Consider the following 17,022-nt stretch of genomic DNA (forward strand, 5'->3'; position numbering starts at 1 on the left):
AGCGCCTGAACTCCTCCCCCCCCTCTCCCTTTCCCAAACTTTCTTTCCTTTCTTTCTTTGTAATTTACAAATAAGCCGTATCTTTGCATAACCTATCAATCTGATAGTAATTACGTAATTATACCAACAAAAAATAAGGAAATGAATAAAATCATCAGCAAAGAACAATTTTCGGAGAAAGTGTTCAAGTTCGAAGTGGAAGCACCGCTTATTGCCCGCTCCCGCAAGGCAGGACACTTCGTCATTGTACGTGTCGACGCCCGAGGCGAACGAATGCCGCTGACCATAGCCGGTGCCGACGTACAGAAAGGCACCATCACGCTGGTGGTGCAGGAGGTCGGATTGTCATCCACCAAACTTTGCCAACTGAACGAAGGCGACTACATCCTCGACGTAGTAGGACCGCTGGGACAAGCCACGCACATCGAAAACTTCGGTACTGTTGTCTGCGCCGGAGGCGGTGTAGGTGTAGCCCCCATGTTGCCCATCATACAGGCACTGAAGGAGGCAGGTAACCGCGTCATCTCCGTACTGGCCGGACGTAGCAAAGACCTGATTATTCTGGAAGAACAAGTGCGCCGTTCGTCCGATGAGGTTATCATCATGACCGACGACGGCTCGTATGGCAACAAAGGCCTCGTGACCGAAGGCATCGAAAGTGTCATCAAGCGCGAGAAGGTGGACAAATGTTTTGCCATCGGCCCCGCCATCATGATGAAGTTCTGCTGTCTGCTGACTCAAAAATATAATATTCCTACCGACGTTTCGCTGAATACCATCATGGTAGACGGTACGGGCATGTGTGGTGCCTGCCGTATCACCGTGGGTGGAAAGACGAAGTTCGTCTGCGTAGATGGTCCCGAATTCGACGGCCATCAGGTAGACTGGGACGAAATGTTCAAGCGCATGGGCTCGTTCAAGGATGTAGAACGCGAAGAAATGAGCCATTTGGCCGATTCCGTTTGTCATGCTACTGCCCAGGAAGGCGCACAGCCGGATGCATTGGCCTCGCAAGCAAACGCTCCTCAGGCCCAGGCTCCGATGGAAGAACTCCTCGACCGCAAAGCCCCGTGGCGCGAAGCTTTGCGCAAAAGCATGAAGCCGAAGGAACGCACCGCCATTCCCCGCTGTCCGATGAACGAGCTCGACCCCGTTTATCGTGCCACAACCCGCACGGAAGAAGTAAATACCGGCTACACCAAAGAGCAGGCCATGACCGAAGCCAAGCGCTGTCTTGACTGCGCCAACCCGACGTGTATGCAGGGTTGCCCCGTCAGCATCAACATTCCGTCGTTCATCAAGAACGTAGAGCGTGGTGCCTTCCTCGAAGCAGCCCGCGTGCTGAAGCAAACCTCGTCGCTGCCCGCTGTCTGCGGACGTGTATGCCCACAGGAAAAACAATGCGAAAGCCAGTGCATCCACCTGAAGATGAACGAACCGGCCGTAGCCATCGGCAATCTGGAACGCTTCGTGGCCGACTACGAACGCGAAAGCGGTAACATCGTTCTGCCCGAACTGGCTCCGAAGAACGGTATAAAGGTGGCCGTTGTAGGTTCAGGCCCTGCCGGACTGACTTTTGCCGGCGATATGGTGAAGTATGGTTACGACGTAACCGTGTTCGAAGCCTTGCACGAGATTGGCGGTGTGCTGAAATATGGTATCCCCGAGTTCCGTCTGCCCAACAAGATTGTGGACGTTGAAATCAACAATCTCGAAAAGATGGGCGTACACTTCGTGAAGGATTGCATCATCGGTAAGACCGAAAGTGTAGAAGAACTCCAGAAAGAAGGTTACAAAGGCGTATTCATTGCTTCGGGAGCCGGACTGCCCAACTTCATGGGTATACCGGGCGAGAACAGCGTGAACATCATGTCGAGCAACGAATACCTGACACGTGTCAACCTGATGGACGCTTCCAATCCAGAAACCGACACCCCCATCAACCCTGCCAAGCGCGTGATGGTAGTGGGCGGCGGAAACACCGCTATGGACTCGTGCCGTACAGCCAAGCGTCTGGGAGCTGAAAAAGTGTTCATCGTCTACCGCCGTAGCGAGGCCGAAATGCCTGCCCGACTGGAAGAAGTGAAGCATGCCAAGGAGGAAGGCATCGAATTCCTTACGCTGCACAACCCCATCGAATACATTGCCGACGAGAAAGGTGCCGTGAAGCAGGTAGTACTGCAAAAGATGGAACTGGGCGAGCCCGATGCCAGCGGCCGACGCAGCCCCGTAGCCATTCCTGGAGCAACGGTTACACTGGACATCGACATGGCTGTCGTTGCTGTAGGCGTATCGCCCAACCCCATTGTGCCCAAATCGGTAAAGGGTCTGGAGCTGGGTCGCAAGAACACCATCGCCGTCAACGAAAACATGCAGTCGTCCATCCCGACGATCTATGCCGGTGGTGACATCGTACGCGGTGGAGCTACCGTTATTCTGGCCATGGGCGACGGCCGACGCGCAGCTGCTGCCATGCACGCCAACCTGCAAGAGTAATACCTCTGACAGACATTAGCCTTCGGGCATCCGAAGCACATACCAACAGTCCCTTCTGCCTCTCCGCAGCTTCTCCTTCAGCCGAAAGAGAAATACGGAAAGCAGAAGGGACTTTTCTTTTCCTTCGTCCCGAGCAGCCTCTTCTCCCCTCAAATCCATACCCCAGGGCTTTCGAAACAAAACGCCGGGAGTTTCGAAGCAAAACTCCACGAGTTTTGGAGCAAAACCCCAAGGGTTTCAAAGTAAAACCCCACGAGTTTCGAAACAAAAGCCCACAGGTTTCGGACACAAACCCCAGCCATCCACACACAAAAAGCCCCATCGGCAGGAAGGCTACTGCACCTTGCCTGCGACGGGGCTTCAGAATATTGTTTGTCAGCCTCGGCCGAGGACAGACTTATTTTACAATGCTGTTGGTCTGCGGATCGGGGAAAATGACCGTCGGTTTAAACGTCTTGGCCTCTTCAAAGTCCATCAGCGCATACGACATGATAATGACAATGTCATCAGGTTGCACCTTGCGGGCCGCTGCACCGTTCAGGCAAATCTTACCCGAGCCACGTTCGCCCTTGATAATATAGGTTTCGAAACGCTCTCCGTTGTTGTTGTCGGCAATGTAAACCTTCTCACCGGCAATCATGTTGGCGGCATCCATCAGGTCTTCGTCAATCGTAATACTTCCCATGTAGTTCAGGTTAGCTTCCGTAACACGTGCACAGTGTATTTTCGATTTCAGCACTTCAATCATCATACGACTATTCCTTTTTATATATTGATATTGAATTTACTCCTTATACTTGATGTTGTCAATCAAACGAACCTCTCCGCAGAACACGGTGATACAGCCTACCGCATACGACGTATCTTCCCAGTTGGCAATCTTCTGCAACGTGTTTCCGTCTACCAGTTCAAAGTATTCCAGACGCAAACCGGGAGCAGCCTCAATGGCATCTTCCACGAACTTTTGTGTTTCGGCTACCGTATGCAACTTGGCGTAATCGCGGCTGGCAAACAACGTTTGCGAAATCTTCAGTGCCTGCTGACGTTCTTCGGCCGAAAGACGTGCGTTACGGCTACTCAAAGCCAAGCCGTCTTCCTCGCGGACAATGGGACAGCCCACAATCTGCAGCGGGAACTTTAACTGACGCACCATCTCGCGGATGATGGCCAACTGCTGGAAGTCCTTTTCACCAAAATAAGCACGGTCGGGCTTTACAGCCTCGAACAGCTTGCTCACAATCTGGCAAACACCGTTAAAGTGCCCCGGACGATACTTACCCTCCATCACCGTATCCAGCGGGGCATAGCTGAACTGACGTGTATCGGGTTCGGGATACATTTCTTCCACAGAGGGAGCAAAGGCAAAGGCTGCGCCACACTGCTCCAGCAGACGGCAATCGGCATCCAGCGTACGCGGATACTTTGCCAGGTCGTTCTTGTCGTTAAACTGCGTGGGATTAACAAAAACACTCACTACGGCTGCATCGTTCTCGGCAACACAACGCTTCACCAGCGAAGCATGACCGGCATGCAAGGCACCCATTGTAGGTACCAGTCCTACCGTTTTACCCTGGGCTCTCAAGGCCGCCAAAGCAGCCTGCAAGTCCTTGATAGTATGTACTATTTCCATTTCTATTGGTTATAAAAATAACTTTGTTGTTCGCTAAAACGGTGCAAAATAAACCAATATTTAGCACATAAAGAAGAAATATCGTAAAATTATGCAGGTTTCAGCCACTTTTCCTGTTCAGAGGGGTTAATATCGCCACTGATATACAATTAGTTAACAAAACATAAGGAATAATAGGACTGGTTATTTTGTCCGATTGCCCGATTTTTTTGTATCTTTGCCAAATAATCGAGAACATTGTTATTATTATGACAAAGGCGAACAAGGTTTTATTTATAACACAAGAAATCACTCCATACGTTTCAGAGACCGAGATGTCTCTTGTAGGCAGACACTTACCGCAAGCCATCCAGGAAAAAGGCAGAGAAATACGAACTTTCATGCCCAAATGGGGAAATATCAACGAACGCAGAAACCAGCTGCACGAAGTGATACGCCTTTCCGGTATGAATCTGATCATTGATGACACGGACCATCCGCTTATCATCAAGGTAGCATCCATACAGGCTGCACGTATGCAAGTATACTTTATCGATAATGACGATTACTTCCAGAATCGCCTGCAAATCACTGACGAAAACGGAAATGAATACGAGGACAACGATGCTCGTACCATATTCTATGCCCGTGGCGTACTGGAAACCGTCAAAAAACTGCGCTGGTGTCCGGACATCATTCATTGTCACGGATGGATGACCGCTTTGGCTCCTCTTTATATAAAGAAGGCCTACAAGGACGAACCTTCTTTCAGAAATGCCAAAGTAGTATTCTCGTTATACGGCGACGACTTCAAGCAACCTTTCCACCCAGACTATCCCAACAAGCTGTTGCTGAAAGGCATTGCTAAAAAAGATGTGGCACACCTGAAAAGCCCAATAGACTATGCTACGCTCTGCAAGCTGGCTGTCGACTTCTCCGACGGCGTTGTCCAGCAAAGCGAGCACGTCAACGAAGAAGTAATGGAATACGCACGACAGGCCGGAAAACTGGTATTAGACTATCAGTCGCCCGACAATTTTGCCGACGCCTGCAACGACTTCTACGACAAAGTATGGGAAACTGAACAACAATAAAAGCAAATCCAAGACACTAAATTTATGAAAGCCAAGTATATAGGAATCCTGTCATTGGCACTGTTAAGCATCTTCGGATGCGACGACAACACCGGAACACTGGGAATGGGAATGCTACCCGACTCAGACGGTTTGTCAGCCCACACTGCTTCATTTGATGTAACAACTTATTCAGTTGAAGCAGAGCAAGTTTTTTCTAAAACAAGCACCGGATATATCGGCCGATTCACAGACCCCGATTTCGGATATTATGAATCCAGCTTCCTAAGCGAGCTAAATTGTACAGACGACTACACATTCCCCGCCGTGTACAAAGAAAGTGCAGACGGAACAAGCGGAACCGGTATGATGGCTGGTGACACGGTAGTATCGGTAAGTTTGGTTCTATACTATGAAAAATGGTTTGGCAATTCGCTGAATGCTTGCCGCATGAGCGTTTACGAGCTGAATGACGAATGGCTGAACGACCGTAAGACAGCCGACAATTACCGTTATACCGATTTCGACATTACCAAGTATTACGACCCCAACAAATTGCTTGGCAGAAAAGCATACAGTGCTTACGACGCAACGATTCCCGACTCTGTAAGAAATGCAACAGACTCATATGGTAATCCCATTTACTATCCTTACGTAGCCTTCCGCCTCGACAAAGAACAGTATGGCAACAGGATTCTGAAACTGAACCGGGAATACCAGGAAGGCAAAAACGATTATTTCAAGAATGCCGAAAACTTCATCAACAACATCTTTAAAGGTATATATGCCAAAAGCGATTACGGCGATGGCACAATCCTTTATATCGACCGTGTGGACTTACAGATGCAATTCCGTTTCCACTATGTAGACGAAGAGACCGGACTTGCCCTGAAGAAAAAGTCTGATGATGAAAATGGAAAAGCAGGCGAAGACTCTTTATATTATAGTACTGCTACCGTTTTCGCTTCGACCAAAGAGGTTGTTCAGGCAAATAAGTTCACCAATTCAGACAAATTACAGGAACGCTTGCAGGAAACAGACTGGACATACATCAAATCGCCAGCCGGAATCTTTACTGAAGCTGTTTTGCCCTACGACGAAATTTACAAGGAACTTGCCAACGACACACTGAATGCCGTTAAACTGACCTTTACTAATTATCACCAAAAGGATAATTACGAGTTCAGCATGAGTGCGCCCGACAACGTATTGCTGATACGCAAATCCGATTACAAGAAATTCTTCACAGAAAATCAGTTACCGGATAATATTACATCGTACACCGTTGCTCACAACAATATTGCAACCAACCAATACACATTCAGCAATATTGCACGCCTGGTAACATCGTGCATCGGCATCAAAAATACAGCGAAAGCCGAAGCACAAAAAGAAGCTGGAAGCAACTGGAACGAAGCCGAATGGGAAGCCAAGTGGACTGCCGAGAACCCTGATTGGGATAAAGTCTGGTTAATTCCGGTTTCAGCGTCATACGATACCAATAAAACCACTTTAATAGGTATACAGAACGATCTAAAACCCAGCTATGCCAAACTTAAAGGTGGAACGACCGGCGACAAGTTGAAACTGGAAGTAACATACACGACTTTCAAGAAATAAAAGCAAACAAGTTATACAAGAAATAAACGGGTACTTGTCAACTATCTCTTCACAAGTATCCGTTTATTTTTTTATATAATAAAGGCTGCCCTATCGAGCAGCCTTTATTATTGAAATGTACGTTTGTTTATTTGCTTTCCTTTACCTTCTTGGTTGTCTTAGCTGTAGTAGCAGCCTTCTTGGCAGTTGTCTTCTTTTCGGGTGCCAATTTAGCTAATTTAGCCTGTGCCTTTTCCAACTCCTTATTCAGCTTCTCAATCTCATCTCCCTGATTCTTGATAGTAGTCAACAAAGCGTTCAGTTCTTCATTGTCTATATCTACAGGATAAAGAGAATCTACACGTTTGATGAAGTCCCCCAGAATATTCATATAATTGGTAAAAGCATCGTATGGCGACTCATAAATGCCTCGATTCAGCCCCACACCACTGTTTTTAGTTGTCATAAAACGGAAGTTGTTACTTGCCTGCAAGTAATCCCAATCCTGCTTTATACGGCGATCATCGCAAAGATGTACACGCTCTGCCACACTATACAGTTTATTAAAGGCTTCACGTTGCATAGCATTACCCAACCAGCAGCTTGTATCTCTTTCCTCATCTACCCAAGACATCGGATAAGGTACGTCAAGCTGAGATACAGACTTCAGCTTGGTGACGATTTCGGTTGGTGTAGAGAAAGTAATGCCTTTTTCCTTTGCATAAGCCGGCAATGCCTTCAAGAATTCCAATATATTGGAAGACAACGGTTGCGACATACCCAATGCACAAAGCTCCATAAAGATGTTGATTACCTGTTCTTCCTGTGGCAGCGAATCAATCCAACCGATATATTTATCTGCAAACAACGGATATTCATTCCACTCTGAATTGGAGAAGCGCAAACTGATGTCATCGGACAACTTATAGTCGCGCAACAGCAACTTCAAGTTAGGATTCATGTTGCAATGATATACATAATGCGGACTCTTCCAACCCAGAATGTATTTAGCACCTTCGGTCAGCATTCCCTTGAATCCCATGCTGGCTACCATAGCACCGATTTCATCATTATAGATCAAACTTGAATTGCGGAATATCTTAGGTTCCTTACCGAACATTTGTTTCATCTTGGCACTCTGGCGCATAACTTCCTCTTTGAAGCAATCTTCGTTGGCCAACGAAGAAAGGCCATGAGAATAAGGCTCTGCCAGGAACTCACAACAGCCAGTTTCATTCAACTGATGCAACAAGTCGATAACAGCCGGAGCATGAATTTCCAATTGTTCCAATGCTACGCCCGAAATAGAAAGTGCAACCTTGAATGTTCCACCGGAATTCTTGGCCATCTCGATAAGCGCATTCAAAGCCGGGATATACGAACGTTCAGCTACTTCATTAATGCTGGTTTCATTGGCATAATCATCATAATAATAATGATCATTGCCTATATCAAAGAAACGATAACGTTTCAGATGAATAATTTGATGTATTTCAAAATAAAGACAGATTGTTCTCATTTCTAATTATTGTTTTAGTGTTTACCTATAGTTTCTTAACACATCCTCGTAAAGGGCACGGATTCTCAGGCCCACTTTCTCCCAAGTAATTCCATCCACTTCCTTCTTTCCTTCTTCCTGCAAATAATGGAAAAGTGAAGGATAGTTACAAATGGCATAAATAGCGTCAGCCATTGCATGAATATCCCAATAGTCAACCTTGATAACATTATTGAGAATTTCACCGCATCCCGACTGTTTGGATATGATAGAAGGCGTACCACACTGCATCGCTTCCAACGGGGCTATACCAAAAGGCTCGGAAACCGAAGGCATCACAAACACATCGCTATCCTTATACACTTCATACACCTGCTTCCCTTTCATAAAACCCGGGAAATGGAAACGGTCGGCGATACCACGCTCAGCCACTAAATTGATCATCGCATCCAGCATATCGCCCGAACCTGCCATTACAAACCAGATGTTACGGGTACGACGCAAAACCATCGCTGCCGCCTCTACAAAATACTCCGGCCCCTTCTGCATGGTAATACGGCCCAGGAAAGTTACAATCTTCTCTTTTGTATGTTCCGGGCGAGGAATGTCCTGATATTCTTGAGAAAGCGGATACACAGCATTGTGCATGGCAAACACCTTACGCGGATCCTGATGATATTCGTTGATGACGGTACGTCGGGTCAATTCAGATACACACATAATGCAATCTGCATAGTCCATGCCGTTCTTTTCAATGGAATAAACCGTAGGATTCACTTTACCGCGCGAACGGTCGAAATCAGTAGCGTGTACATGAATACACAATGGTTTTCCACTAACCATCTTGGCATGTACACCGGCCGGATAAGTCAACCAATCGTGAGCATGAATAATGTCGAACTGCTCCTTACGAGCTACTACACCAGCTATAATAGAGAAATTATTAATTTCTTCATGCAGATTTCCCGGATAACCTCCGGCAAACTCCATGCAACCCATATCGTTCACATGCATATACGAGAAGTCCGCATAAATATGATCCCGATATGCATAATAGTCCTCAGGTGTCATCTGCCCATACAAACGCGACTTCAACGTGTCATGATCAAAATCACGCCATACAATAGGCACCTGATTCATTCCAACAATTTTCAGAAACTGTTCTTCCTGTCCGGTAGGTTTAGGCATACAGAAAATCGTTTCCATATCCCCTTGCAGACTTAAGCCTTTCGTTATACCATACGAAGCTACAGCAAGACCACCATATATTTTGGGAGGAAATTCCCAACCAAACATTAATACTCTCATCCTTTTTCCTCCTCATATAATTTTAATTTCGACAACAATTTCAATATTCTCAGAATTTCGGCCACATTCATTGCAAACGACACAGCGCCACGTCCTGTAAAAGGAGGATTCCCGTCAAACAGTTCCGGCAAAGTTCCGATGCAATGACAGGTCATTTCGTCTTCCATACCAATCAGGTAACGCTCTACAAATGAGATTCCGCTCATTTTATAGATACGCAAATAAGCCTCCATATAGAAACCCATCAGCCACGGCCACGCAGTTCCCTGATGATAAGCATAATCGCGTTGAATCTGTGGACCTACATAATAAGGATTGTATCCACCGCTCTTCGGACTAAGAGTACGCAAGCCTTTGGGAGTAAGCAATTCTTTTGTCACAATATCCAGAACTTGCTTCTTCTGCGAACGGTCTAACGGAGAGTAGTCGAATGCTACAGTAAAGATCATGTTGGGACGGACACTCCAATCCATCATATAACCATCCACATAATCGAAAAGGTATCCGTATTCGTTACGGAATACACTTACAAATGATTTTCCTGCAGTCTCAGCCTGCATGTCCAGTTCATCAGCAAGAGCAGTATTTCCTCCTTCGCGCGACATATCAGCTACAAAACGAAGTGCATTATACCACAGAGCATTAATTTCAACTACATACCCTGTTCTCGGAACTACAGGACGTCCATTGGCTGTAGAGTTCATCCATGTTACCGCCTTTTCAGTTCCGTTAGTATAAAGCAACCCGTTATCATGCAAAAAGAGGTTATCATGTTTTCTTCCACGGATATAAGCCATTATATCCTCTAACAATTTGCCGTATTTTTCACGGCATTGCTCGCGCGAAGTAGCTTTAGCATATTGTTGCAGCGTCCACACAGCCCACAGCAGAATGTCCGGATGCTCCATCTCATAAATTTTGTAGGTACGTGGTTCGCCATTCATGAATTCATAAATAGCTTTTGTAGCAGTCCGCATCACATCCTCGAATTCATCAAGTTCACCAATCGCTAATGTAAGGCCTGGCAAAGAAATAAACAAATCGCGCGCACGGCATTTGAACCATGGATAACCGGCCAGAACATAATGTTCATCACCTTGCTTATTATGGAACTGATGTGCTGAATTTACCAAACAATGGTAGAAGCTGTCCCGTGGAGTACGGTCTGCAACTTCTGCTTCAAAAGTCTGCTTCAGCTTGCGAGTCGACACTTCGGATATACCAGCAGAGAAAACAATACTTTCTCCCTTTTTGATATCCACTTCAAAATACCCGGGAACATACAAATCTTCATTAAAATCGTAACCGCGTTCCTGCTCTTTGGCATACTCAATTCCACGATACCAGTCTGGCTGAAAATGGAATTCGTTTTTCTTATTCAACTGCATGAATAATTCAGGATATCCTGGATACATGCAAGTCTTTATTCCATTTTCTACAAGCTGATAATCGCGGCTTGCCTGAGCATTCTCATGGGTATATTCGCGCACACTGCGGAATGCCAGGAAGGGTCGAAAACGAAGAGTAGTTGCCGAGTGGGCATCAACCAAGGTGTAACGGATCAGAATCCGGTTCTCATGATGTACAAAAATCTTTTCTTTACGGAAGATAACGCCTCCTACACGGTAAGTAGTTGCCGGGATATGCTCACAATCAAACTCACGAATGTACTTATGGCCATTCGGACTGTAGTGATTGCCTTGATATTTATGCAAACCCAGGTTAAACTCTGCACCATGCTGAATTACCGTTTCATCCAAAGAAGATAGCAGCACATGATTTTCATCGTCTAAGTTGGGGACAGGAATCACCAACAGTCCATGATATTTGCGTGTGTTACAATCTACAATAGTTGTACAATGATAAGCGCCCGATTTATTTGACCGCAAAATCTCCCTTGGCAAAGATTCTTGCAGGTTAATCATCAGGGTCTTGTCAAATCGTAAATAACTCATAGTTGTGCTATTATTTAAAGGTTAATTATTCAGGCCAAACACCGCTACACAACGTGTAGCTGTGCCAAAAGTACAAATTAATGCCTATAAACAAAATAAAAAGTCCGATTTTTTTCGGTTTTTACCCAAATAATCAGTAGTATTGTAGAAAATAAAGACAAATCTGTGAAATATGAAACCTGATATACGTAGAATGGCGTTAGCCACAGCCGTTCCATTGTTCATCCTATTTATTATGTATATATTAAAAATATTGGAGGTTGGCATGGATTGGGAGTTCACAAAGCTAGGCATATATCCAATGCAGCAAAGAGGCGTGTTCGGCGTTTTCGCACATCCACTGGTGCATAGCAGCTTCAAACATTTGTTTGCCAACACCCTGCCTTTTTTCTTTCTTTCATGGTGCCTGTTCTATTTTTACCGGCAAATTGCGCCCTACATTCTATTTCTCATCTGGATCTGTTGTGGCATATTGACTTTTTGCATTGGGAAACCAGGTTGGCACATCGGTTGCAGCGGTATAATCTACGGACTGGCATTTTTTCTTTTCTTCAGTGGACTGCTACGAAAATACGTACCACTCATTGCCATTTCGCTACTGGTGACATTCCTTTATGGCGGACTGGTATGGAATATGTTTCCACAATTTGCCAAAGCATCTACTTCCTGGGAAGGACATCTTAGCGGCGCCATTGCCGGCACGCTTTGTTCCATCATCTTTATGAAACGTGGTCCTCAACGCCCCGACCCATTTGATGATGAGGAAGAAGATTCCGATACTGAAAATGAAGAAGAATCCAGCGAAGAAAATACGGATCCGTCAGACGAAAGTCTTACCCCAAACAGCAGCGTTCATCCAACAGCATCAACATAAATCACTCTTTAAAAGCCTGCGATAAGTTGCAAAAGTAGCCACAACAGACCTAAAACTCTGAATGAATAGCACGCTTAAGAAACAATAAAAAAACAAAAAGAGGTACAATCTTTTTACAACACATACCGATTATATCTAACTTTGCCATGAAAATACGAAGAGGAAAACATTATGGATACAATGTTCGATACTTTATTGCAGCTTCCACTCTTTCAAGGTCTGGCCCAAGAAGATTTCACCTGTATATTGGAAAAAGTCCGACTGCATTTTATTAAGCACAAAACTGGAGAAGTTTTCATCAACGCCGGTACCCCATGTGATCAGTTGGTCTTTGTACTAAACGGCGAAATAACCTCTTCCACCATAGTAGAAGGTTCGTACAGTCTCATTGAAGTCATTCAGGCTCCTTGCCTAATTGAGCCCTACTCAATGTTCGGAATGACCACCAATTATATATCGACCTACACTGCGCGCACTGTTGCACATACGGTTAATATCAGCAAAAGCTTTGTAATGAACAACTTGTTCAAATATGATATTTTCCGACTGAACTACATGAACATCCTCAGCAACCGTTATCAAATTCTGCATAAACGCTTATGGAGTCCTGTAGGAGCCAGTCTTGAAATACGCATCATTGATTTTATACTTAATCATATAGAGCGTCCGTATGGAGAAAAAATCCTTAAAATCAAGATGGAAGAACTGGCACGGATCACAAACGACACTCGAATCAGCGTATCAAAAACATTAAATAGCATGCAGGAAAAAGGACTGGTTGAATTGCACCGAGGAGAGATTTTTATTCCTGATGCAACTTTATTAGCTAACTCGCGTCAATAAAAAGCAAAGCTGAGATAAAAAAAAGAGTTTTTCTTCCCATCCTCATTCCCTTCAAGCTGCATTCACATTTCAATAAAGAAATTATCTGCCAGAAGAACGGGATTAAAAGTGGAAAGAAAAACTCTGGAAAAACGGCTTCCTTATTCCCACTCGATAGTCGAAGGTGGTTTGGAAGAAATATCGTAGGTTACTCGATTTACGCCTTTCACCTTATTTATAATATCATTGGAAACCTTTCCCAAGAACTCATAAGGCAGATGCGCCCAATCGGCAGTCATCGCATCGGTTGAAGTCACGGCACGCAAAGCTACGGCACGTTCATAAGTCCGTTCGTCGCCCATCACACCCACCGATTGAACAGGAAGCAAGATAACGCCTGCCTGCCATACCTGATGATAGAGGCACGTTTCGTTTCCGTCGGCATCTTTCACTTTCCAATCCCACAAGCCACGAATGAAAATATCATCAGCATCCTGCAAGATACGTACTTTCTCACGTGTGATATCGCCCAGAATACGTACTGCCAATCCCGGTCCCGGGAAGGGATGACGTCCTATCAGGTGTTCAGGAATACCCAATTCACGACCAACCCGACGTACTTCATCTTTAAACAGCCACTTCAACGGTTCGCAAAGTTGCAAATTCATTTCCTTAGGCAAACCACCCACATTATGGTGACTCTTGATAACCTTACCTGTAATATTCAGACTTTCGATACGGTCAGGATAAATCGTTCCTTGTGCCAACCAACGGGCATCGGTAATCTTATGAGCTTCGGCATTGAACACTTCCACAAAATCGCGACCTATAATCTTACGCTTCTGCTCCGGATCAGTTACTCCTTCCAAATCTTTGAAGAACTTGTCACTGGCATCCACACCAATCACATTCAGGCCAAGGCATTCGTAATCGTGCATCACATTCTGGAACTCATTCTTACGAAGCAAACCATGATCCACAAAAATACAAGTCAGGTTCTTGCCAATGGCACGGTTCAGCAATACCGCCGCTACCGAAGAATCAACTCCGCCGCTTAAGCCCAAGATAACACGATCATTGCCCAGCTGTTCCTTCAACTCGGCTACAGTTGTATCTACAAACGAAGCAGGGCTCCACGTCTGATGGCAACCGCAAGCTTCGACTACGAAATTTCTCAGCATCTGCGTTCCGTCTTCGCTATGGAACACTTCGGGATGGAACTGTACTCCCCACATTTGTTCGCCCTCGGCCTGGTAAGCAGCAATGCGCACCTTGTCTGTCGAAGCAATAACTTTAAAATTGTCAGGAATAGCTGTGATGGTATCGCCATGACTCATCCACACTTGTGAATTATCGCGCACGCCGTGGAAAAGCAGGTTATCTTTTTCGAACGTCTGCAAATGAGCACGTCCATACTCACGGCTACCAGCCGGTTCTACCTTTCCGCCATTCGTATAAGAAATGAACTGTGCACCGTAACAAATACCCAAAATAGGATACTTACCACGAATACCAGTCAGATCCACCTTAAAGGCGTTTTCGTCGTACACAGAAAAGGGACTTCCCGACAGGATTACTCCCTTTACGTTTTCATCGTCGTGCGGAAACTTGTTATAAGGCACAATTTCGCAATAGACGTTCAGTTCGCGTAAGCGGCGGCCGATGAGCTGCGTAGTCTGCGAACCGAAATCAAGAATGATAATCTTCTCTTGCATATAATGTCAATAATGGTTTTATAAATAATTGGCAAATTTAGCAAAAAGCCATCGAATACGTTCTATTTTAGAAGCAAAAATGATAAAAAGGAATCAGACATTCATCGAAAACAGCCTTTCAAGCAAAGCACTATCAGCTGTAAAAGCAGGCTCTTACCGGTTTTTATCGGTTTGCCTGGCTCTGTTCTTTCAATAAGTCGCGGATTTCAGTCAGCAGTATCTCTTCTTTCGAAGGAACAGGAGGTGCCGGTGGAACAGCATCGGCCGCGGCCTTCCGTTTAGCAGTAATACGTGTAATCAACTTAATAAAAAGGAATATGGAGAAAGCGATAATCAAGAAATCAAAGGTCATCTGCAGGAAGTTTCCATAATTCAAAGTCACCGCAGCAATCTCTTTCCCGTCCACCACACAAGCAGGTTTCATAACCCACTTCAAATCGGTAAAGTTTACACCTCCCACCAACAGACCGAAAACTGGCATAATGATATCTGCCACCAACGAAGAGACAATTTTGCCAAATGCCCCACCGATAATCACACCGACAGCCATATCTACCACATTTCCCTTCATGGCAAATGCTTTAAAATCTTGCAAAAATTTACTTTTTCTCATCTTTTGAATTATTTAATAATGATTTTAAGCACGAATATAAAAACATTTTCTTACTTTTGCACCGCAATTCGGAAAGAATTGTCTGGATAAACTCGAAAGTTTATTTTTAAACATTATAAAACCCTTAAAAGTTTAAACAAAATGATTAAAGTAGGTATTAATGGATTCGGACGTATCGGACGTTTCGTATTCCGCGCAGCTCAAAAAAGAAACGATATCCAAATCGTTGGTATTAACGACCTTTGCCCGGTAGATTACTTGGCTTACATGCTGAAGTATGATACAATGCACGGTCAATTTGACGGTACAATCGAAGCTGATGTTGAAAACAGCAAGCTGATTGTAAACGGCAAAGAAATCCGCGTTACAGCTGAAAAGAACCCTGCTGACTTGAAATGGGATGCTGTAGGTGCTGAATACGTAGTAGAATCTACAGGTCTGTTCCTGACTAAAGAAAAAGCTCAAGCTCACATCGAAGCTGGTGCAAAATATGTAGTTATGTCTGCTCCTTCTAAGGATGACACTCCGATGTTCGTATGCGGTGTTAACGAAAAGACTTACGTTAAAGGTACTCAATTCGTATCTAACGCTTCTTGTACTACTAACTGTTTGGCTCCTATCGCTAAGGTTTTGAACGACAAATGGGGTATCACTGATGGTTTGATGACTACAGTTCACTCTACAACTGCTACTCAGAAGACTGTTGACGGTCCTTCTATGAAGGATTGGAGAGGTGGTCGTGCTGCTTCTGGCAACATCATCCCGTCTTCTACTGGTGCTGCTAAGGCTGTAGGTAAAGTTATCCCGACTCTGAACGGCAAACTGACTGGTATGTCAATGCGTGTTCCGACTTTGGATGTATCTGTAGTTGACTTGACTGTAAACTTGGCTAAGCCTGCTACTTACGCTGAAATCTGCGCTGCTATGAAGGAAGCTTCTGAAGGCGAACTGAAGGGTATCCTGGGTTACACTGAAGATGCAGTTGTTTCTTCTGACTTCTTGGGTGACACTCACACTTCTATCTTCGATGCTAAGGCTGGTATCGCTTTGACTGATACTTTCGTTAAGGTTGTATCTTGGTACGACAACGAAATCGGTTACTCTAACAAAGTTCTTGATCTGATCGCTCACATGGCATCTGTAAACTGCTAATTGACAGTAAAAAACATCAATATCTAGGCGACTTCTTCGGAAGTCGCCTATTTTTTTGCCCCAAACCCTTCTTCTTTGCCCGACATTCTCCTGTAATTACTGAAAAAAGAAGGCGTAAAACGGAACAACTAGAGCTTTATAGTGCAACAGTTACTGCACTCACAGTGCAATAGTAAGTGCACTCACAGTGCAGTAGTTAGTGCACTCGCAGTGCAGTAGGCAGTGCACTCATGCGGCATAAGTTATTCGGGAAAAAAATCGTATCTCCTTTATTGCCCAGAGCTGTTTCAGAGCACCATACATTCCAA

The 17,022-nt window shown here is 45.0% G+C and carries 13 protein-coding genes; 6 read left to right on the forward strand and 7 right to left on the reverse strand.

Going from position 1 to position 17,022, the window contains the following annotated elements; genetic code table 11:
• Positions 1-141: 141 nt before the first annotated feature.
• The gene (locus QVP67_RS05845) at positions 142-2,496 is read left to right on the forward strand and encodes a bifunctional dihydroorotate dehydrogenase B NAD binding subunit/NADPH-dependent glutamate synthase (RefSeq protein ID WP_022162629.1); all 2,355 of its coding nucleotides are present in this window, start codon (positions 142-144) and stop codon (positions 2,494-2,496) included.
• Positions 2,497-2,893: 397 nt separating this feature from the next.
• On the opposite strand, the gene panD is transcribed toward QVP67_RS05845, so the two are convergent.
• Positions 2,894-3,247 carry an aspartate 1-decarboxylase gene (panD, locus tag QVP67_RS05850; RefSeq protein ID WP_022162630.1) on the reverse strand — a complete coding sequence of 118 codons (354 nt, stop codon included), beginning with the start codon at positions 3,245-3,247 and terminating at the stop codon, positions 2,894-2,896.
• A 33-nt stretch (positions 3,248-3,280) separates the two neighbouring features.
• Positions 3,281-4,126, reverse strand: coding sequence for a pantoate--beta-alanine ligase (gene panC, locus QVP67_RS05855; RefSeq protein WP_022162631.1), 846 nt, complete (start codon positions 4,124-4,126; stop codon positions 3,281-3,283).
• A 248-nt stretch (positions 4,127-4,374) separates the two neighbouring features.
• Between panC and QVP67_RS05860 the strand changes: the two genes are divergently transcribed.
• Positions 4,375-5,199: a glycogen/starch synthase gene (locus tag QVP67_RS05860; RefSeq protein WP_071150095.1), complete on the forward strand. Its 825-nt coding sequence runs from the start codon at positions 4,375-4,377 to the stop codon at positions 5,197-5,199.
• A gap of 24 nt (positions 5,200-5,223) precedes the next feature.
• Positions 5,224-6,798 (forward strand): DUF4270 domain-containing protein, encoded by a 1,575-nt coding sequence (locus QVP67_RS05865; RefSeq protein WP_022162633.1) that lies wholly within the window; start codon positions 5,224-5,226, stop codon positions 6,796-6,798.
• Positions 6,799-6,925: 127 nt separating this feature from the next.
• Here QVP67_RS05865 and QVP67_RS05870 read toward each other — a convergent pair whose 3' ends face one another.
• The 3 genes from QVP67_RS05870 to QVP67_RS05880 are packed head-to-tail and all read right to left on the reverse strand — an operon-like array spanning position 6,926 to position 11,538.
• Complete coding sequence (locus QVP67_RS05870) at positions 6,926-8,296, reverse strand: glycoside hydrolase family 57 protein (protein WP_022162634.1); 1,371 nt, start codon at positions 8,294-8,296, stop codon at positions 6,926-6,928.
• Positions 8,297-8,317: 21 nt separating this feature from the next.
• Positions 8,318-9,583, reverse strand: coding sequence for a glycosyltransferase family 4 protein (locus tag QVP67_RS05875; protein WP_288179951.1), 1,266 nt, complete (start codon positions 9,581-9,583; stop codon positions 8,318-8,320).
• On the reverse strand, positions 9,580-11,538 hold the full coding sequence (locus QVP67_RS05880; RefSeq protein WP_022162636.1) for a glycogen debranching enzyme N-terminal domain-containing protein: 1,959 nt from the start codon (positions 11,536-11,538) through the stop codon (positions 9,580-9,582). Before QVP67_RS05880 ends, QVP67_RS05875 begins: the two co-directional genes overlap by 4 nt.
• Before the next feature lie 172 nt (positions 11,539-11,710).
• Between QVP67_RS05880 and QVP67_RS05885 the strand changes: the two genes are divergently transcribed.
• Together QVP67_RS05885 and QVP67_RS05890 are read left to right on the forward strand one after the other, a co-directional pair.
• Entirely contained in the window at positions 11,711-12,412 is a 702-nt protein-coding gene (locus QVP67_RS05885; RefSeq protein WP_288179952.1) for a rhomboid family intramembrane serine protease, read from the forward strand.
• 171 nt (positions 12,413-12,583) lie between these two features.
• On the forward strand, positions 12,584-13,255 hold the full coding sequence (locus QVP67_RS05890) for a Crp/Fnr family transcriptional regulator (protein WP_288179953.1): 672 nt from the start codon (positions 12,584-12,586) through the stop codon (positions 13,253-13,255).
• Between the two features lie 140 nt (positions 13,256-13,395).
• On the opposite strand, the gene guaA is transcribed toward QVP67_RS05890, so the two are convergent.
• Both guaA and mscL read right to left on the reverse strand, forming a co-directional pair.
• A complete protein-coding gene (guaA, locus tag QVP67_RS05895) occupies positions 13,396-14,949 on the reverse strand; it encodes a glutamine-hydrolyzing GMP synthase (protein WP_022162640.1) in 1,554 nt (517 codons plus the stop codon).
• A gap of 163 nt (positions 14,950-15,112) precedes the next feature.
• Positions 15,113-15,562, reverse strand: a complete 450-nt coding sequence (gene mscL / locus QVP67_RS05900; protein WP_022162641.1) for a large-conductance mechanosensitive channel protein MscL — start codon at positions 15,560-15,562, stop codon at positions 15,113-15,115.
• Between the two features lie 141 nt (positions 15,563-15,703).
• Here mscL and gap point away from each other — a divergent pair, with 141 nt between their 5' ends.
• The gene (gene gap / locus QVP67_RS05905; RefSeq protein WP_022162642.1) at positions 15,704-16,714 is read left to right on the forward strand and encodes a type I glyceraldehyde-3-phosphate dehydrogenase; all 1,011 of its coding nucleotides are present in this window, start codon (positions 15,704-15,706) and stop codon (positions 16,712-16,714) included.
• Positions 16,715-17,022 lie beyond the last annotated feature (308 nt).

The sequence above is a fragment of the Bacteroides sp. CAG:633 genome, assembly GCF_000435115.1.
Lineage (GTDB): Bacteria > Bacteroidota > Bacteroidia > Bacteroidales > Bacteroidaceae > Bacteroides > Bacteroides ndongoniae.